Below are 18,047 nucleotides of genomic sequence, written 5' to 3'. Positions count from 1 at the left end.
CCGGTGGAGGAAACATGGTCAGTCTGAGCGTTCTCGATCAATCCCCGATCCGCAAGGGCGGCGACGCGGCGGAAGCGCTCGCCAATACGATCGAGCTGGCGAAACACGCCGATCGACTCGGCTATGCCCGCTACTGGATGGCCGAACACCACAATACGAAATCCTTCGCGGGCTCCGCGCCGGAAGTGCTGATCGCGCGCATCGCGGCCGAAACCTCCCGCATTCGCGTCGGGTCCGCCGGCGTGATGCTGCCGCATTACAGCCCGCTGAAAGTGGCGGAATGTTTCCGCCTGCTGGAAACGCTTTATCCGGGGCGCATCGATCTCGGCATGGGGCGCGCACCGGGCGGGGACATGCGCACCACGCGCGCCCTGCAGCCGGGCCCGCAGGCCTATGACATCAGCGTCTTTCCGCAGCAGGTGGAGCTGCTGATCCAGTTTCTGGAAGATTCCAACGGGCTGGCCGGCGAGAATGGCGGCTTTCCCTCCGAGCATCCCTATCTCGGCATTCATGCCTCCCCGCGCGGTCCCGGCATGCCGAAACTCTGGATGCTCGGCTCCGGCGGCGACGGCGCAGCCATCGCCGCCCAGTTCGGCATGGCCTACAGTTTCGCCCATTTCATCAATCAGGATGCGGGCACGGGACCGATCGACCTATACCGCAAAGCGTTCCGCCCCTCCCGTCACCTTTCGTCTCCGGAAGCCTCCATCGGCGTCTCCGTCACCGTAGCCGATACGGAGGAAGAGGCCCGGCGCATCGCCTCTTCGCGCAACCTCTGGGTGATGCATCTGCTGCAGAACCGGGCGGGCACCTTTCCCTCCGTCGAGGAAGCGCTTTCCTATCCGTATACGGAAGACGACAAGCTGATGCTGGAAGGCATCAAGCAGCGCGGGATTACCGGCTCGCCGGAACAGGTCCGCGCGAAGCTTCTGCAGATGGGCGAGGAATATGGTGTGGACGATTTCGTGATCCTCACCATCACCTACGACCAGAAGGACCGGCTGCGGTCCTATGAACTGCTGTCGGAAGCCTTTGCGCTGCAGGACGCGGTCTAGCCTTTCGCGGCCTGCCTTTTCAGTTTCCTGTCGAGCGCGCGGCGCAGCCTTGCCTGTCTCTCCCGCGTGATCGGGTAGCGCGAGATCACGAGGATCGACGCCAGCCAGAGCACAAGCGGCACGAGACAATACATGGCCAGCAGCGCGAAGAGCGCCGTCGGCGCGTTCTGGTCGGATTGCGGATTGAAGCCCATCCATGCAATCACCGGCAAGGCGATACCGGCGCCCATCGCCTCGAACACTTTCCGCACCATCGACATGAAAGCGAAGAGAAAGGCCGTGCGTTGCTCGCCATTGCGCAGCGTATCGAGGTCCACCACATCCGCCATGATCGACTGCCCCAGAATAGGCGCCGCGCCGATGGTCAGCCCCTGCAGGAGCGTGATGACCAGAAGGCACCAGAAAACCAGTTCCGGCGCATTCGGCTTCACCCAGTAGATGACGACGGGCACACAGGCGAAGGCCGCCATGGAAATCGATCCGGCCGCGACGATGGCCATGTGCTTGCCGATCTTTCCGCCCAGCGCCACCCAGAAAGGCGAGCCGACGACGCCCGCGGCAAACAGCGCGAGGATCAGCAAAAGGCCCGCCCGCCCGATATCGGCCAGATGCGCATAGAACAGGATTGCGACGCTCGCATTGATGGAGCCGGCCAACGCGCCGAGGCTTGAGGTGATCAGGATCAGGCGGAAGGGACCGTTTTTCAGCGCCTTGCGCACCCCGTCGATGAAAGGCACATGGCGAAGTTCGTGCGGGCGCGGCTCCGGCACATGGCGGAAAAGCACGAAGGTGCAGACCGGCAGGAGCAGCACGGTAAACCAGGCGAGCGGCGCCATCGCCGCCCGGGAGGACGAACTTCCCTCCTCCCCGGCCAGGTAGGCCCCCGCAATGGGCAGCATGACGGCGATCAGCAGCCCCGCCAGCAGGAAGATTTCGCGGCTTCCCGTGATCCGGTTGCGTGCGTGATACTCCGTCGCCAGTTCCGCGCCCCATGCGCCATAGGGGATGGTGATGAGGGTAAAGCCCAGATAGATCGCACAGATCCACAGAAGCAGATAGCCGGCCGACACCGCGCCGGGCGGCGCAAACAGCATGACCGCCGAGACCATCATGACCGGCACCCCGGCGAGGATCCATGGACGGCGGCGCCCCCAGCGTGTGCGCGTCCTGTCCGAGAGACGGCCGATCAGCGGGTCGGTCACCACGTCGCTCAACCGCGCCAGCATGAGAATGAAGCCCACCGTGGCGAGATCGACGCCCAGCGTCTCCGAGTAGAAAGGCGGAATGTAGATCGCGACCGGCAGGCCGATCACGGCCAGCGGAATGACGATCTGCCCATAGGCGATCAGCCGGCCCCTGCTCGGCCCGGCACCCTCCTCTTCCGGCGTCATCTCTCCTCCCTCTCCCTCCCGCTCTCCCAAGCGGATTAGTAAAAAATTATTACTAATCTGGCGGCGGGCTGCAACCGCGAAAGCTGAACGCCGGCTCTCCATCCGGTTCAGCTTGCGTTCAGGTGGCGAATCCTAAGGTGTCTACATCCAACGGGCCACAGCCCCCCAGCAGTGGCCCAGGGTCAGGGTTCCAGCCGGAAAGCGCTCGCAACCGGCAGGAGCACTCAGGGCGGCGTCCATTCCGTACCCCGTGGGCGCCGTCCTTTGTGCCCCCTCAGATGACGAGGCCGATAATGGCTCCCGTCATGGAAGTGGCGAGCGTTCCCGAGACAAGGGCCCTCAGGGCCAGCGAAACGATCTCCGCGCGCCGTTCCGGCGCCATAGCAGTCATGCCGCCGATCATGATTCCCACCGACCCGAAATTGGCGAAGCCGCACATGGCATAGACCATGATGAGGCTGGAGCGTTCGGACAAGGTGCCGGGCGCCAGATTGCCCAGATGCACATAGGCGATGAATTCGTTCAGGATCGTCTTCTCGCCCATGAGCTGCCCCGCCATCTGCATCTCGCTCGCCGGCACGCCCATCAACCAGACGAGCGGCGAAAATATCCAGCCCATGATGCGCTGCGCCGTGAGCGGCGTGCCCGCCATATCGGGCAGCAGACCCAGCAGGATGTTCGCCAGCGCCACCAACGCCACCATGACGACCAGCATGGCCATGATGTTGAGGAACAGCTTCAACCCTTCCATCGTGCCCTGGGTTACGGCGTCCATGCTGCTCTCATATTCAAGATAAGGCACATCGTCGCCGACGGCGGTCGGCACCTCGCCATGCTCCTCGGGTAGCATGACCCGGGCGATCAGGATGGCGGCGGGCAATGAGACGAGCGAGGCGACCAGAATATGCCCCAGCGCACCGGGCACGGTGTTCTGCAGGAAGCTCGCATAGAGTACGAGAACGGTGCCCGCGACGGTGGAGAGCCCTACCGTCATCACCATGAAGAGTTCCGCACGGGAGAGTTTCTGCAGATAGGGCCGGATGAGAAGCGGCGCTTCCACCATGCCGAGAAAGGTGTTGGCGGCGGTGGCCAGCCCCACCGCGCCGCCGAGGCGCATGGATTTCTGCAGCAGGATGGAGAACCCTTTCGTCACCCAGTCCAGCACTCGCCAGTACCAGAGGAGCGCCGAGATGGCCGAAATGACCAGCACCAGCGGCAGGGCCTGAAAGGCCAGCGAATAGGCATTGGCCGGGTCGGTTACCTCAAAGGGCGGTTTTCCGCCGCCCACATAGCCGAAAACGAAGCTCGTGCCCGCAGTCGTGGCATCCGTAAGGGCCGTCACCACGCCATTGAGCGCCAATATGCCCTGCCGGGCCAGCGGCACCTTGAGAAGCAGCAGTGCCAGCCCGAGCTGGATCGCAATGCCGATCAGCACGGTCCCCAGCGGGAAGGCCCGCCTGTTCTCGCTGACCAGCCAGGCAAACCCAACGATTGCGCCCAGACCCAGGACGCTCTGCAAAATCCCCAACGACATCCGGCCCCTCTTTCACACGAATCGGCGGGATCGCTCCCCGGTCCGCCCTTGCCTTCGGCCCTCGCTTGACCGTCTTTGCCGCATTGTGCACAAAAGCGGTCAAATTCGGGAGCGGTGAGCCCAAAAAGCCGCTTTCAATCACCTCACAGGGACCTTCACAGGGAGACTCAACCGATGAGCATTCGTTTTGATGGCAAGGTTGCCATTGTCACCGGCGCCGGCGGCGGCCTGGGCCGTTCTCACGCGCTGGAACTTGCCCGTCGCGGGGCCAAGGTTGTCGTGAACGATCTGGGCGGCGACCGCACGGGCGCCGGCGGCTCGTCGGACGCGGCCAACAAGGTCGTCGAGGAAATCAAGGCGGCCGGCGGCGAAGCCATCGCCAACGGGTCCTCCGTGACGGACGATGAAGGCGTCGCCAACATGGTCAAGCAGACCGTCGACGCATTCGGCCGCATCGACATCCTGGTCAACAATGCCGGCATCCTGCGCGACAAGAGCTTCACCAAGATGGAAATCGGCGACTTCCAGCTCGTGGTCGACGTGCACCTGATGGGCACCGTGAAGCCGACCAAGGCCGTCTGGCCGATCATGAAGGAACAGGGTTATGGCCGTATCATGGTCACGACCTCCACTTCCGGCCTTTACGGCAATTTCGGCCAGACCAATTACGGCGCGGCCAAGCTCGGCGTCGTCGGCTTCATCAATACGCTGAAGCTGGAAGGCCAGAAGGACAACATCCGCTGCAACGCGCTGGCGCCGGTCGCCTTCACGCGCATGACCTCCGACCTCTTCCCGCCGGAAGCCGAGGAGATGTTCACGCCGGACAGCGTGTCGCCGGGCGTGATGGTGCTGGTGTCGGAAGATGCGCCGACGGGCACGATCCTGCTGGCGGGCGCCGGTGTCTTCTCCGCCGCGCAGATCATGGAATCGGAAGGTGTGTTCCTGGGCCGCGAAGGCCTCACCGCCGAGAAGGTTCTCGAGAACTGGGAAAAGATCACCGACATGAAGGGCGCCCAGCCGTACTTCATGGGCGGCGAGCAGACCGGCAAGGTGCTGAAGCTCGCCACCGAAGGCTGATTTCTCTTTCGGTCGCAAGACAGACCCCCGGCCTTCGCGGCCGGGGGTTTCTCGTTTCAGTCCACGCCAACGGCCAGACCGGCCCGCGCGCCCCGCCTTATGGCAAGCGAGGCCAGCGCGCCTGTCGCGCAAAATCCGAGCGCGGCCGCGATCGCTTCCATGCCATAGGCGAGATAGAAGTGTTTGCAGCCCTCCACCAGCGCGATGCCGACAAACATGAAGACCGTGTTGATGAAGGCGGCGACCGCGCCCTTGTTCGATCCCGGCATGGCAAAAAGCGTGCGGCGCATGAGCCCGCCGAAACCAATCCCCATGCCGAAGGAACTCAGCGTGACGCCGGGGATAAGCCAGCGAAAATCCTCGTTCCCCCAGGTCAGCCCCACGGCCAACGCCGCGCCCGCGGCGATGCAAGAGATGGACACCGCGATCAGCCGCTCGATCTCGACGCGATAGACAATCTGGGAGAGCAGCAGATTGCCGCCGACCAGACCCGCGAAAACGGGTAGCTGCCACAGCGCATAGACAAGCGGCGTCAGGCCCTGCCGTTCGATCAGACCGATGGGGCTCAGCGCGATCCAGATCATCAACATGGCGAAGATGAAACCGAGGGCAAACGAGCCGGACAGCAATTCCCGGTTCATCAGGCATCGCCGGTAGCCGCGCAGTGTACGGACGATATGGAAGCGGAAGCTCAATGTGCGCTGCCGCGATTTCGGCATGCTCTTCCAGAGCCCTATAAAGGCGACGAGCGTTACCAGGGCGATGAGGAGAAAGATGACCCGCCAGGAAAAGACCGTGACGACGAGCGCGCCCGCCACCGGACCGACAATGGGTGCAAGAAGCGACACATTCGCCATCAGCGAGATGGTGCGCACGGCGCGCTTTTCCTCGAAGGCTTCCTGGATGGCGGGATAGCCGACCGCCATGATGAAGGCGCCGCCTGCGCCCTGCACCGCGCGCAACAGAATGAATTGCCACATGCTCTGGACGGCCATGCCTGCGATACAGGAGAATAGGAAGATCGCCACGCCGGCGAGAAGCACGGGACGACGCCCCAATGCATCCGACAGCGGGCCCAACAGCCATTGCGTGCCGATATTGCCCATCAGCGCCGCCGACAGGGCGAGCGAGATCACGCCTACGGATTGCGCACCGAGGTCGTGTGCCACGGCGGGCATGCCGGGCATGATCATGTCGTTCGATATGAAGGTCGCGAACTCGAAGAGCACGACCGACAGAGGAAACAGGACGCCGATGACCGGCGCCGGACGGGATTGAGCAGTCATTTTATGAGAATCACTTGTTCCGCGACATGCGGAGGGAGCAACATCCACCGAACAGGCGGACCGCGACACCCCGAAACACGAACCGAATCGTGACCGGAGCGCTCTTATCGAGCGGCTGGACGGATTATCCGAATGCTGGATGCACTACGCATCGGTCATACTCCCGAAAGGACGGCACACCTTAAAGCGGCGATACGTCTCGTGGCAAGCACCGGTTTGCCAATCAGCCACCCCTCCCTATAGTGCAGCCATGTCTTTTCGACACATTCGACTGCTCGCGATCCTGCTGATCGCCACCGCAGCTCTTTTCGCAGGCCCCTCGCATGCTGCGGCCTGCGAGCTCAAACGGCCTGTGATGTTCGGCGGGCTCGACTGGGATTCCAACGCCTTCCATACCGAAGTGGCGCGCATCGTTCTGGAGCGCGGATATGGCTGCAAGACGGATGTGCTGCCGGGCTCGTCGCTGCCGCTTGTGACCGGACTTGCCAATGGCGATATCGACGTGCTGATGGAAGTCTGGCGCGACAACGTCACCAAGCCCTGGGACGACGCGCACGAGGCGGGAAAAGTCGTATCGCTCGGCGTTAATTTCCCCGACGCCGTACAGGGCTGGTACGTGCCGCGCTATGTGATCGAGGGGGATCCGAAACGCGGCATCGAGCCCATGGCGCCGGACCTGCGCTCCGTTTCCGATCTCAAACGATATACTAGGCTCTTCCGCGATCCGGAGGAGCCGGGCAAGGGCCGCTTCTATAATTGCATTCTGGGCTGGACCTGCGAAGTGGTGAACACCAGGAAGCTCAGAGGCTACGGGCTCACCCGCTACTACACGAATTTCCGGCCCGGCACCGGCGCAGCTCTGGCTGCGGCCATCGCATCGGCCTATGAACGCGGCAAACCGATCCTCGCCTATTACTGGGGACCGACCTGGATCCTCGGCAAATACGATCTCGTCAAGCTGGAAGAACCGCCCTACAGCAAGGCGGCGTGGGATGCCTTCAACGACGATCCTTCGAACAACCCGCCCGTCGCCTACCCTGTCGTGAAGGTTTATGTCGGCGCCAATACGAAATTCGCGCAGGAGGCACCGCAGATCGTTTCCTTCCTGCGCGAATACCAGACGAACAACCGGATGGTCAGCGAGGCGCTGGCCTATATGCGGACGCATAAGGACGCGGGTGCGAAGGGCGCCGCGGAGCACTTCATCAAGACGCATCCGGATATCTGGCAGACATGGGTGCCCCCCGATATCGCGGCGCGCATCACTGGCGAGCGGGTCGTCCGGACAAAGGTCTTTCCGGTCACCTTCCAGCGCCCGATCGAGGATTGGGTCAACGAGGCGATGAAGCATTTCGTCGCCGAATATGGCGACGCATTCCAGGCGGCCAGCAACGTCATGCTGTCTCTGATCGTAGCGCTGGAGGGATTGTTCCGGCTCCTGCCCTGGTGGCTTTTCATCCTGCTGGTCGCAGGCGCGGCCTGGCATGCCTCGCGCGGGATCGTCCTGCCCGTGGCGCTTTCCGCGACGCTCCTGCTGATCGGGTTTCTGGGGCTGTGGGATCTCGCCATCCAGACACTCGCCCTCATCGTCATATCCGTCGGCATTTCCGTGCTGATCGGCGTGCCGGTCGGCATCGGTCTCGCGCAGAACGATATGGCACGGCGCATCGTGCGGCCGGTGCTCGACGCGATGCAGACCATGCCGAGTTTCGTCTATCTCATCCCGGCGTTGATGCTGTTCGGGCTCGGCAAGGTGCCCGCCGTCTTTGCGACCGTCATCTATGCCATGCCGCCATTGATCCGGCTGGTCGATCTCGGTCTGCGCAGCGTCGACGAAAGGCTTGTGGAGGCCGCCGCCGATCTTGGCGCGGATGAGAAACGACGTCTCTTCGACATCAAGCTGCCGCTGGCGCTCCCCAACATCATGGCGGGCGTCAACCAGACCACCATGATGGCGCTCTCCATGGTGGTGATCGCCTCCATGATCGGTGCGCGCGGGCTCGGCGAGGAAGTGCTGCTCGGCATTCAGCGGCTCGATATCGGGCGCGGCCTTGTCGCAGGCGTCGCCATCGTGGCGCTTGCCATTGTCTTCGACCGCATCACGCAGGCCTATGGCGGGCCCCGCGACGCGGCGCCGCCGCGCTAGTCAGCCGAGATCCTTCTCCATCCGCCACATCGCGTCTTCGCGATAGCCTATGATGGAGCCTTCCGGCGACGGTGCAAGCTGCGCAAAGTGCCAGCCCCGTTTCTCGTAGAATGCCCGCGCGCGGTCGTTCCCGACACGGCAAAGCAGGAAGAGCCGGCTGTGCCCCGCCTCGTGCATGGCCCGTTCCGACCGGGCCATGAGGTCCGCCGCGAGCCCCGTTCCGTGAGCCGCTGATAATGTGAAGAGCTGATAAAGCTCGTTCTCCCGCCAGCTCACAAGGCCGATGGCTTCGCCCTTCCTGCGCGCGATCAGGCAATCCGGCAGCAGTTTCGCAGCGCGGGTTTCGAAATAGGCCTGGTCGGGCTCTTTGCCGAAGCTCAGCGCGGCATGGCTTTCGTACCAGCTATCTTTCCAAACAGAAGCGAGCGCCGGAATGTCTCCGGCGCCCGCCCGTTCGATATCGAATGTCGCGCTCACGGCTCAGAGGCCGAGCACGGCCTTCGCCATGATGTTGCGCTGGACTTCATTGGAGCCGGCATAGATCGACGCCTTGCGCAGCGAGAAGTAGTAGGGCGCGGCGGTGAAGGCACCCTTGGGGCCCACTTCCGGCTCGTTGGTATCGAGCAGTCCGTTTGCCACGGTGGGCGCCGCGTAATCGCCCAGCACTTCCACCATGAGGTGCGAAATCGCCTGCTGCAGCTCGGTACCGCGGCATTTCAGCAGCGAGCTTTCCGGGCCGACATTGCCGCCGATGGACAGCGCGGAGAAGATACGCAGCTCCGTATATTCCATCGCCGTGATCTGGCTTTCGATGTCCGCGCATTTGGCGCGGAAGGTTTCATCCTCGGCGAGCGGCGTACCGTCCACCTCGATGTCCTTCGCCATCTCGCGCACTTCTTCCAGCGCGCTGTAGAGGCCCGGCGAATAGGGATTGCCGCGCTCGAATTCGAGCAGGTATTTGGCGTAGGTCCAGCCCTTGTTCACTTCGCCGATCAGGTTTTCCTTCGGAACCTTCACATCCTCGAAGAAGACCTGGTTCACTTCCTGGTTCGGCGCGGGCGTGCCGTCGAGGCAGACGATGGGATCGACGGTGATGCCCGGCGTCTTCATGTCGATGAGCAGGAAGGAGATGCCCTGCTGCGGCTTGCCTTCATTCGACGTGCGTACGAGGCAGAAGATCCAGTCGGCCCATTGCGCGACCGAGGTCCAGATCTTCGAGCCGTTGACGAGGAAGTGATCGCCCTTGTCCTCGGCCTTGGTCTTGAGCGAGGCAAGGTCCGAGCCTGCCCCCGGCTCCGAATAGCCCTGGCACCAGAGTACATTCGTTTCCAGGATGTCGGGGAGGAAGCGCTTCTTCTGCTCATCCGTGCCGAACTTCATGATGACGGGCGCCACCATGGTCGGGCCGAAGGGGATGGTGTGCGGCACGCCTGCGCTGCCCATCTCCACATTGAAGATGTATTTCTGCGACTGGGTGAAGCCCGGCCCGCCATATTCCTGCGGCCAGTTCGGCGCCAGCCAGCCCTTCTTGGCGAGCGACTTCTGCCACTGCACATGGGCTTCCTTGGTGATGTAGCCATGCTTGGAGCGCGCATGAAGTTCGCGCATCTCGGGTGTGTAGTGCTCTTCAATGAACTGGCGGACTTCCTGCCGGAAAGTCTCGTCCTTTTCGCTGAATGCGAGATCCATGAGTTACTCCCTTCGGGTATCGAAGGGGCGCCGCCACCCGCGCGGCCCGCGCCCCTGCAAAGCTGTTAGCCCAAATAGGGCCTTACTCGACCTTGTCGAGGAACTGGAGATCGGGCTTGCCGGCGAGCGTCGCCCCCAGTGCCGGGAAGGCGGCCTGGAAATATTCCGACTTGCCGTGCGCTTCCAGATCGGCCTGAGAAGCATACTGCTCGTAGATATAGAACGTCGTGGGCTCCGACTTGGACCTGAACAAATCGTACTGAAGGCAGCCCTTCTCATTGGCCTTCACCTTCTTGGCGAGGTCGCTGAACACGCTTTCGAATTCGCTTTCCTTGCCGGGCTGGACCTTCATCGTGGCCAGAATGCCGATCACACTCATTTTCTCGCTCCCATCTTGTTTATCTGTTTGTTGTTGCGGGGACTTTAGGCTCTCCAACGTCCCGCTTCAATGTATCGGCCTGCCCAAAGACGGACATTTCAGGCCTCATCCGTGAACAAGCCCCTCATTCCGGCCTGCGCCTGCCTCATTCGCCCCGGTAGCTGGGGTCTCGCTTCTCGAAAAAGGCATCCAGCGCCTCCTTGTGGTCGGCGGTGTGGTGGGCCAGCGCCTGCATGGAGGCGGAAAGCTCCATGATGTTGTCGAAGCTCACCATCATGCCCTGACGGAGAAGCTGCTTGGTCATACGCAGCACGTCCGGCGCCTGACGGGCCATTTTGGCCGCCACTTCCCGCGCCCGATCCATCAGTTCCTCGCCGGGCACGACCTCGGAGACGAGGCCCCATTCCTTCGCGGTCGCCGCATCGATGGTGTCGCCGGTGTAGAGCAGCTCGGATGCGCGGGCCATGCCGACGATCCGCGGCAGGAGCCAGGCCCCGCCATCGCCGGGAACAAGGCCGATCTTCAGGAAGGTCGCGCCGAAGACCGCCTTGTCGGACGCGATCCGCGTATCGCAGAGACAGGCCACATCGTTGCCAAGGCCGATGGCCGGGCCGTTCACCGCCGCGATGACCGGCACCTCGATGCCCCAGACGGATTTGACGATGCGGTGGATGCCGTTGCGATAGCGCTCGCGAATATGAACGCCCGGGCCGCCGAAGCCGTCACCGCCCTCGCGCATGGCCTTCACATTGCCGCCCGCCGAAAAGGCCTTGCCGGCGCCTGTCAGGATCACGCAGCGCACGTCCCTGTCGGCGTTTATCCTCGCCACGGCGTCGGTGAAATTTCCGGCATCCTCCGGCGCGCCCAGCGGATTGCGGGCCTCGGGCCGGTTGATGGTGAGTGTGACGACCGGGCCTTCCTTTTCGAACAGCAGCGCTTCGCTCATAACGGCCTTTCCTCCTTTTGGTGTTCGTTTCTGTTTTCGATGGTTCATTTCGGTGCGGAGACTGTGCCGCAAATAGAGCCGTTAACCAACTCGCAGAAAGCCTTGTTAACAGATTTCCGTCACTGTCCATGTGATTCAGTAAATGGGGGCCTCGTCCAGGCAACGGGACGCGGCCGAATAACGAGGTGGGCATGTCGGAGATTTCGGGACAGCGCCCGGACCAGGCGCATACGCCCGGCCCGAGAACAGTGCCGTTTTTCGGCCTGTTCGCGCAATTGTCCAGTTTCTTTCTCTCCCACCGGATCGCCGGTACGCCGGGCACGCCCGAGATCGAGTTCGCCCAGATGCGTATCGTGGCGGAATCGCAGGACATACCGTTCCCTTATGCGTTTCCCGTTCTTACCGCTCTCTACGCAGCCAGCCTTATGGGGGAAATTCACTGGCCCTGGCTCGTCGCGCCGATCGCCCTCCACTTTCTGTGCAACTGGTACTGCCTCCAGACGAACCACCGGTTCCTCGCGGCCTCGCCCGCCCCTTCCGACATCGACTACTGGCGACGCCAGTTCCTCTTTATCGGGTTCTGCTATTCCTCCGTCGTTGCGAGCTTCGCCTGGTTTTTCTGGGTGCCGGACAATCAGGTGCTTCAGACCTATCTTCTCTGCGTGATGGCGCTCGCGCTCATTCCGATGGTGCTGATCAACTCTTCCTACAGGCCCTTGATGCTGGTCGTCATGCCGCCCATGGTGTTCGCCTTGGCCGCCCGGCTTCTCCTCTATGGCGACGTGACGCATTCCGTCTTCGCCGTGATGCTGTTGATGTTCTCCGTGCTGGTCGTTCGCATTGCGACACAGACCAACAGCTCGGTGGTCGAGGCGATCCGGCTGAAGGAAGACAAGGACGCCCTGATCGACGAACTCTACCGCGCCAAACGCGACTCCGACATGGCGCGCGCCAAGGCCGAAGACGCCAACCGGGCCAAGTCGCAGTTCCTCGCCAATATGAGCCATGAATTGCGGACGCCGCTCAATGCGATCATCGGCTTTTCGGAAGTGATGAGCACCGAACTGCTCGGCAAGCACACCGTGGCGAACTACCGCGACTATGCCGAGGACATCCATCGGTCCGGCCAGCACCTGCTCGGCCTGATCAACGATGTGCTGGACCTGTCGCGTATCGAGGCCGGGCGCGTTGCGATCTCCGAGGAAACCGTCACCATCCAGGGACTGGCCGAAGACAGCCGCCGTATCCTGGATATTCGCGCTCAGGCCCAGAAGATCGAGATCACGGAAGATATTCCCCCGCACCTTCCCCCCGTCCTGGCGGACGGACGCACCTTGCGGCAGATCTGGATCAACATTCTGACCAATGCGATCAAGTTCTCGCCCACCCATTCCACGGTGCATCTCTATGCCCATATCGACGAGGCAGGAGATCTCCATTTCGGGGTGCAGGACGAGGGGCCGGGGATTCCCGAAGGCGAAATCGACAAGGTGCTCGAGGCCTTCACGCAAGGAGCCTCCGGTATCGCCCAGCCCGGCACGGGATCGGGGCTCGGCCTTGCCATCGTCCGCGGCTTGATGGAAGCGCATGGCGGCCGGTTCGACCTCATCAGCCGGCCCGGCGAGGGAACCCGCGCCAATTGCGTATTGCCCGCCTGGCGCCTCGGCGCGGTCGACCCCGGAGACCGTCGCCGCCACAGCGCCTGATACGCCCGCCTAGTCCGCGGATGCGGGCGCGGCTTGCCTCAGATTGCGGATAACGGTCGAGCGCATCGCCGTGTATTGCAGCGCGAACATGGCAAGCTTCGCGCCGATTGCGCCGAAGGAAATGAAATAGCCCCATATTTCCGGGCTGAACCCGAGAGCGATGACGAGGTTGAGCCCGCCGAGGCCGAACATCAGCGCCGCCCAGCCATAGCCCCACCCGTCGATCATTTCGCGCGACAGGTTTTCCCGCGCTACGGGAGGCAGGTAGCGCTCCATCCAGCCGCGCTTCAGCATCACTGCGCCGATGGCCCAGTGGATGATCGAAGGTTTCACCATGATGAAGCGGGGATCGTGCAGGAAGAGCGTCGCCGTCCCGAAAACGACGACGAGACAGAGGCTCATCCACTGCATCGCCTGGATTCGCCGGTTCTTCAGCTTGAAAAAGGCGATCTGCCCGATACCGGCAAGGATCGCCACGCCCGTCGCGATATAGATATCGCCGGTCGAAAAGAAGATGACGACGAAAACGAGCGTCGAAAACAGATCGCTTGCAAATTCCTTCATCCCGTCCCTCTTTCATCCCGTTTCCGGCGCGATCCGGGACCCGGCTCGACAGATAGTCGTTCGACCTCGACGGGAAGGGTCAGGATACGAAACCCGTCCGTCAAGGCGGACGTCGCCGCCGACCGATCCGTGAGCCGAGATTCAGGACAAAAAGAAAGGCCGCAACGGATGTTACGGCCTTTCGATAATGCGTTCGGCGAGGTTGCTTACGCCGCCTGGGAGTAGCGCTTGAGCTGATAATCGACATTGCCGAACTGGGTGTCGATCATGGTCAGGCGCTTGAAGTAGTGGCCGACGCTCAGCTCGTCGGTCATGCCCATGCCGCCGTGAAGCTGCACGGCCTGCTGGCCCACATAGCGACCGGCCTTGCCGATCTGGACCTTGGCCCCGGCAGCGGCCTTGGTGCGCTCCTCGTCGCCTTCGGCGAGCTTTAGGTTCACCATATAGGTCATGGAGACGGACTGCTCATGCGCCATGAACATGTCCACCATGCGGTGCTGCAGAACCTGGAACTTGCCGATCGGCACACCGAACTGCTTGCGCTGCTTGCAGTACTCGACGGTCGCGGTGTTCAGCTCCTTCATGCAGCCGATGGCTTCGGCGGAGAGCGCGGCGATCGCCTCGTCGGTGATCTTCTCGATCAGCGGCAGGGCCTTGCCTTCCTCGCCGATCAGCGCGTCGGCGCCGACCTTCACATTCTCGAAGGTGATTTCGGACGCCCGGCGGCCATCGACCGTCGGATAGTCGCGGGTGGAAACGCCCGCGGCGGACTTGTCCACGATGAAGAGCGACACGCCGTCGGCATCGCGCTGCTCGCCGGCGGTACGCGCGGAAACGATCAGCTTGTCGGCCCAGGGAGCCGCCACGACGACGCATTTGTAACCGTTGATCGTGTAACCGTCGCCGTCCTTCTTCGCCGTCGTCTTGAGGTCGGCGAGGTTGTAGCGGCCCTGGGGCTCGGCATAGGCGAAGGTCCAGACGGTTTCACCGCCGATAATCCCCGGAATATGCTCTTCCTTCTGCGCGGCGGAGCCTCCCTCGCGCAGAAAACCGCCGGCCAGCACGACCGTTTCCACATAGGGCTCGACCACGAGGTGACGGCCGAATTCTTCCATCACGATCATGGATTCGATCGCGCCGCCGAAGCCGCCCAGCTCTTCCGGGAAGGGCGCTGCCAGCAGGCCGAGCTCGGCGAATTGCTGCCAGTTTTCGCGGCGCCAGCCTTCCGGCGTGGCCACGATCTTGCGGCGGGTGTCAAAGTCGTATTTGTCCTGAAGGAAGCCCTGCACCGAATTGCGCAGCAGCGTCTGTTCCTCGCTAAACGAAAAGTCCATCGGTCCTTCTTCCCCTGCTTTTTCTCTTTGTTGATTGTTCCGCTGCCAGCGCTCTAGAGCCCGAGCACCGCCTTGGCAATGATTTCATGCTGGATTTCATTCGACCCGCCGTAAATGGAGGTCTTGCGCATGTTGAAATATTCCTGCGAACGGCCGGAAGCATATTCCGGACCGGGCACATATTCGTTCCCGGTCGCCTCGGCGCGAGGCGCATAGACCATCGCATAATTGCCCACCGCTTCCATGGTGAGTTCGGTGATGCGCTGCTGCACTTCCGTGCCCTTGATCTTGAGGATCGAGGCTTCCGGCCCGGGGCCCTGCCCCTTGCTCTCGGCGGCCAGCGTGCGCAACTCGGTCACTTCGAGGGCCGACAGGTCGATCTCCAGTTCGGAGATCTTGCCGCGGAAGTCCTCGGTATCGAGAAGCGGACGACCATCCACCAGTTCCGAACGGGCGATCTCGCGCAGGCGCTCGATGGCCTTCTTGGACCGCGCGACACCGGCGATGCCGGAGCGCTCGTTCCCGAGCAGGAACTTGGCGTAGGTCCAGCCCTTGTTCTCTTCGCCGATGAGGTTTTCGGCCGGCACCTTCACGTCTTCCAGGAAGACCTCGTTCACCTCATGGGCGCCGTCCATGGTGATGATCGGACGCACGGTGATGCCGGGGGTGTTCATGTCGATCAACAGGAAGGAAATGCCCTCCTGCTTCTTCGCATCCGGATCCGTGCGCACCAGGCAGAACATCCAGTCGGCATACTGGGCGAGCGTCGTCCAGGTCTTGGACCCGTTGACGATGTAGTGGTCGCCCTCGCGCACGGCGCGGGTGCGCAAGCTCGCCAGGTCCGAGCCGGAGCCGGGCTCGGAATAGCCCTGGCACCACCAGTCATCGCCGGAAAGGATGCGCGGCAGGAAGCGCTGCTTCTGCTCTTCATTGCCGAAGGTGTAGATCACGGGGCCCACCATGGAGAGGCCGAAGGGAAGCAGCGGCTGCGTTTCGGCGCGCGCATTCTCTTCGTTCCAGATGTAGCGCTGGGTGATGCCCCACCCCGTACCGCCATATTCCACCGGCCAGTGCGGCGCGACCCAGCCCTTCTTGTGGAGGATGCGATGCCAGGTGAGAATTTCTTCCTTGGTCATCTCGCCGCGCGTCTTCTTGCGAAGCTCCGCCGGATAGTTGTTGGCGATGAATTCGCGCACTTCGTCGCGAAATGCGAGTTCGTCAGGGGAAAAACTCATATCCATAGGACTAACCTCCGCAAGGTCGGTTCGCCTCCCGCCATCCGGCAGGAGGTCCCGGCCTCTTTCTGTCATGCTAAAGAGAGCCGCGATTCCGCCAATTCGCGATCACCGAAGGCCTCTCGTTTTTGGCGAGGATAATAGAGCCAACGCCTCCCGTTGCAATAGCGGTGAATGACGCCCCGCCGCCCAAAGATGAACAAGTCCCGAACAGAGATGGACAGTGCGGGCGATACGCTAGATCGATTTCAGAAACGCGATCAGCGCCTCGCGATCCGATTCAGGCAGACGCCGAAACCGTTCCTTCGCCGCTTCCGCCTCTCCGCCGTGCCAGAGGATCGCCTCGGCAAAGCCGTCGGCCCGGCCGTCATGGAGAAGCCTGAGATGTCCGTTCACCACCGGCAGAAGGCCCAGGCCCCAGAGCGGCGGGGTCCGCCATTCGCTTCCCGTCGCCTTCACATCGGGCCGGTTATCGGCCAGGTCCGGCCCCATATCGTGCAGCAGCAGGTCGGTATAGGCATGGAAGGTCTGGTCGTCGAGGACGTCGAGCGCCGTGCGTTTGCCGGTGGTCATGGACGGGCGATGACAGGCGGCACAGCCGATTTCGGCAAAAATCCTGCTGCCCTTCACCACTTCGGGCGCCTTGGGGTTGCGCCGTACCGGCACGGCGAGGACGCGCGTATAGTGCGTCAGCTTCTCGAGAAACTCTTCGGACAGGTCGAGTTCGTCGCCTTTCGGCGCGGCGGCGCAGGCCTTTTGCGCCGGCGGACAGTTCTCCTCCGGGTGCACGGGGCTGGTGATACCGATATCGCCCGCCGCCGCTCCCGAGTTCTGGGCGCGCAGGGTGGGCTGGTTCGCCTTCCAGCCGAAACGGCCGATCAGCGTTTCGCCGGTTTCGGGGTCGGGCTGGTAGTTCGCCCGGCCAGATATACCGTCGCCGTCCTCGTCGCCGGGGTCGGCCCAGGAGAGAATTTCCTTTTCCGGCACGGCTTCGAGAAGGCCGACGCCGTACACTTCGGAAGCGACGCGAGGCGAGATGCGGACATCGTCGCCCAGCGGGCCGAAATTCAGATCGACCAGCTTGAAGACAGGCTTCTTCAGGCTGTAGGGCGTCCCGTCGGCATATTCGCCTTTTCGCGTTTCCCAGTGAAACGCGACGCGGCCTTCCGCGGGGATGCCGTGATTGGCGCGGTCGTTGAACTGGTCGCCATACTGGGGCAGCGGATTGCCCTGCCCGTCCGAAATGCGGATCAGCATGGAATCGAGCTGCTTTTCGTCATTGAGCGGCGGACGCCCGCGCCCGTCCCGCGTGTGACAACCGGAGCAGGACACACGGTTGAAGGTCGGGCCCAAGCCGTCGAACTTCATCACGGAGCCCGGCGCCACGGCCCAGTTGGTGTTGAAGAGCCGGTTCCCGAAGAAGAAATCCCGGCGCTGCTGGAATGTGAGCCCCGGCGCGCTTTGCGCAAACGCATTGCTGTTGGTAAGCCGCGTGGACAGAGCCGCGCCCGGCAGCGCATCCGGCGACGGCATCTCCACCGGCTTTACGGGCAGATCCACTACACTGGTTCGATCGAGCCCGTGGCCGGAGACGGAGATGGCGAGCGCAGCGCCGGCGAGGATAAGCATGGCGGCCATCGCGCCGCCGATCAGTGCAAATCTTCGTTCCAACGTCACTCTCACAACATGATTTCCCGTATCGCCT

General features: G+C 62.7%; 15 protein-coding genes and 1 pseudogene. 5 read left to right on the top strand and 11 right to left on the bottom strand.

Going from position 1 to position 18,047, the window contains the following annotated elements; genetic code table 11:
• Positions 1-14: 14 nt before the first annotated feature.
• Complete coding sequence (locus FHS78_RS11460) at positions 15-1,055, top strand: LLM class flavin-dependent oxidoreductase (protein ID WP_167094336.1); 1,041 nt, start codon at positions 15-17, stop codon at positions 1,053-1,055.
• Here the strand turns inward: FHS78_RS11460 and FHS78_RS11455 are convergent.
• Both FHS78_RS11455 and FHS78_RS11450 read right to left on the bottom strand, forming a co-directional pair.
• The gene (locus tag FHS78_RS11455; RefSeq protein WP_167094334.1) at positions 1,052-2,446 is read right to left on the bottom strand and encodes an MFS transporter; all 1,395 of its coding nucleotides are present in this window, start codon (positions 2,444-2,446) and stop codon (positions 1,052-1,054) included. The two genes, FHS78_RS11460 and FHS78_RS11455, sit on opposite strands and share 4 nt — an antisense overlap.
• A 274-nt stretch (positions 2,447-2,720) precedes the next feature.
• Positions 2,721-3,980: a NupC/NupG family nucleoside CNT transporter gene (locus FHS78_RS11450; protein WP_425500300.1), complete on the bottom strand. Its 1,260-nt coding sequence runs from the start codon at positions 3,978-3,980 to the stop codon at positions 2,721-2,723.
• A 174-nt stretch (positions 3,981-4,154) separates the two neighbouring features.
• Between FHS78_RS11450 and FHS78_RS11445 the strand changes: the two genes are divergently transcribed.
• On the top strand, positions 4,155-5,057 hold the full coding sequence (locus FHS78_RS11445; protein ID WP_167094332.1) for an SDR family oxidoreductase: 903 nt from the start codon (positions 4,155-4,157) through the stop codon (positions 5,055-5,057).
• Positions 5,058-5,113: 56 nt separating this feature from the next.
• Here FHS78_RS11445 and FHS78_RS11440 read toward each other — a convergent pair whose 3' ends face one another.
• On the bottom strand, positions 5,114-6,343 hold the full coding sequence (locus FHS78_RS11440; RefSeq protein WP_167094330.1) for an MFS transporter: 1,230 nt from the start codon (positions 6,341-6,343) through the stop codon (positions 5,114-5,116).
• Between the two features lie 139 nt (positions 6,344-6,482).
• Here FHS78_RS11440 and FHS78_RS19670 point away from each other — a divergent pair.
• A pseudogene (locus tag FHS78_RS19670) lies at positions 6,483-7,541 on the top strand (ABC transporter substrate-binding protein); the annotation flags it as partial.
• A 144-nt stretch (positions 7,542-7,685) separates the two neighbouring features.
• Positions 7,686-8,489, top strand: coding sequence for an ABC transporter permease subunit (locus tag FHS78_RS19665; protein ID WP_205305296.1), 804 nt, complete (start codon positions 7,686-7,688; stop codon positions 8,487-8,489).
• On the opposite strand, the gene FHS78_RS11430 is transcribed toward FHS78_RS19665, so the two are convergent.
• The 4 genes from FHS78_RS11430 to FHS78_RS11415 all read right to left on the bottom strand — a co-directional run bounded on the left by FHS78_RS11430 (position 8,490) and on the right by FHS78_RS11415 (position 11,503).
• Positions 8,490-8,966 (bottom strand): GNAT family N-acetyltransferase, encoded by a 477-nt coding sequence (locus FHS78_RS11430; RefSeq protein WP_167094326.1) that lies wholly within the window; start codon positions 8,964-8,966, stop codon positions 8,490-8,492.
• Between the two features lie 3 nt (positions 8,967-8,969).
• A complete protein-coding gene (locus FHS78_RS11425) occupies positions 8,970-10,178 on the bottom strand; it encodes an acyl-CoA dehydrogenase family protein (protein WP_167094324.1) in 1,209 nt (402 codons plus the stop codon).
• Positions 10,179-10,260: 82 nt separating this feature from the next.
• Positions 10,261-10,557 carry a putative quinol monooxygenase gene (locus tag FHS78_RS11420; RefSeq protein ID WP_167094322.1) on the bottom strand — a complete coding sequence of 99 codons (297 nt, stop codon included), beginning with the start codon at positions 10,555-10,557 and terminating at the stop codon, positions 10,261-10,263.
• Between the two features lie 145 nt (positions 10,558-10,702).
• Positions 10,703-11,503 (bottom strand): crotonase/enoyl-CoA hydratase family protein, encoded by an 801-nt coding sequence (locus FHS78_RS11415; RefSeq protein ID WP_167094320.1) that lies wholly within the window; start codon positions 11,501-11,503, stop codon positions 10,703-10,705.
• A gap of 191 nt (positions 11,504-11,694) precedes the next feature.
• Here FHS78_RS11415 and FHS78_RS11410 point away from each other — a divergent pair, with 191 nt between their 5' ends.
• A complete protein-coding gene (locus FHS78_RS11410; RefSeq protein WP_167094318.1) occupies positions 11,695-13,209 on the top strand; it encodes a sensor histidine kinase in 1,515 nt (504 codons plus the stop codon).
• A 9-nt stretch (positions 13,210-13,218) separates the two neighbouring features.
• Here the strand turns inward: FHS78_RS11410 and FHS78_RS11405 are convergent, their stop codons facing one another.
• The 4 genes from FHS78_RS11405 to FHS78_RS11390 form a co-directional block, all read right to left on the bottom strand.
• Entirely contained in the window at positions 13,219-13,773 is a 555-nt protein-coding gene (locus FHS78_RS11405) for an inner membrane-spanning protein YciB (RefSeq protein ID WP_167094316.1), read from the bottom strand.
• Positions 13,774-13,979: 206 nt separating this feature from the next.
• Positions 13,980-15,107 carry an acyl-CoA dehydrogenase family protein gene (locus tag FHS78_RS11400; RefSeq protein WP_167094314.1) on the bottom strand — a complete coding sequence of 376 codons (1,128 nt, stop codon included), beginning with the start codon at positions 15,105-15,107 and terminating at the stop codon, positions 13,980-13,982.
• A gap of 53 nt (positions 15,108-15,160) precedes the next feature.
• Positions 15,161-16,348, bottom strand: coding sequence for an acyl-CoA dehydrogenase family protein (locus FHS78_RS11395; RefSeq protein WP_167094310.1), 1,188 nt, complete (start codon positions 16,346-16,348; stop codon positions 15,161-15,163).
• Between the two features lie 231 nt (positions 16,349-16,579).
• Positions 16,580-18,013 carry a di-heme oxidoreductase family protein gene (locus FHS78_RS11390; protein ID WP_205305290.1) on the bottom strand — a complete coding sequence of 478 codons (1,434 nt, stop codon included), beginning with the start codon at positions 18,011-18,013 and terminating at the stop codon, positions 16,580-16,582.
• Between the last annotated feature and the right edge of the window lie 34 nt (positions 18,014-18,047).

The sequence above is a fragment of the Parvibaculum indicum genome (assembly GCF_011762095.1).
In the GTDB taxonomy this organism is placed as follows: Bacteria; Pseudomonadota; Alphaproteobacteria; order Parvibaculales; family Parvibaculaceae; genus Parvibaculum; species Parvibaculum indicum.
Note: the sequence above shows the minus strand (reverse complement) of the source record. Positions and strands in the feature narration are given on the sequence as shown.

Bases quoted from the DNA above. Each gene is read 5' to 3' on its own strand.
- FHS78_RS11460 (WP_167094336.1), top strand. From the start codon at position 15: ATGGTCAGTCTGAGCGTTCTCGATCAATCCCCGATCCGCAAGGGCGGC.
- FHS78_RS11455 (WP_167094334.1), bottom strand. From the start codon at position 2,446: ATGACGCCGGAAGAGGAGGGTGCCGGGCCGAGCAGGGGCCGGCTGATC.
- FHS78_RS11450 (WP_425500300.1), bottom strand. From the start codon at position 3,980: ATGTCGTTGGGGATTTTGCAGAGCGTCCTGGGTCTGGGCGCAATCGTT.
- FHS78_RS11445 (WP_167094332.1), top strand. From the start codon at position 4,155: ATGAGCATTCGTTTTGATGGCAAGGTTGCCATTGTCACCGGCGCCGGC.
- FHS78_RS11440 (WP_167094330.1), bottom strand. From the start codon at position 6,343: ATGACTGCTCAATCCCGTCCGGCGCCGGTCATCGGCGTCCTGTTTCCT.
- FHS78_RS19665 (WP_205305296.1), top strand. From the start codon at position 7,686: ATGAAGCATTTCGTCGCCGAATATGGCGACGCATTCCAGGCGGCCAGC.
- FHS78_RS11425 (WP_167094324.1), bottom strand. From the start codon at position 10,178: ATGGATCTCGCATTCAGCGAAAAGGACGAGACTTTCCGGCAGGAAGTC.
- FHS78_RS11420 (WP_167094322.1), bottom strand. From the start codon at position 10,557: ATGAGTGTGATCGGCATTCTGGCCACGATGAAGGTCCAGCCCGGCAAG.
- FHS78_RS11415 (WP_167094320.1), bottom strand. From the start codon at position 11,503: ATGAGCGAAGCGCTGCTGTTCGAAAAGGAAGGCCCGGTCGTCACACTC.
- FHS78_RS11410 (WP_167094318.1), top strand. From the start codon at position 11,695: ATGTCGGAGATTTCGGGACAGCGCCCGGACCAGGCGCATACGCCCGGC.
- FHS78_RS11405 (WP_167094316.1), bottom strand. From the start codon at position 13,773: ATGAAGGAATTTGCAAGCGATCTGTTTTCGACGCTCGTTTTCGTCGTC.
- FHS78_RS11400 (WP_167094314.1), bottom strand. From the start codon at position 15,107: ATGGACTTTTCGTTTAGCGAGGAACAGACGCTGCTGCGCAATTCGGTG.
- FHS78_RS11395 (WP_167094310.1), bottom strand. From the start codon at position 16,348: ATGGATATGAGTTTTTCCCCTGACGAACTCGCATTTCGCGACGAAGTG.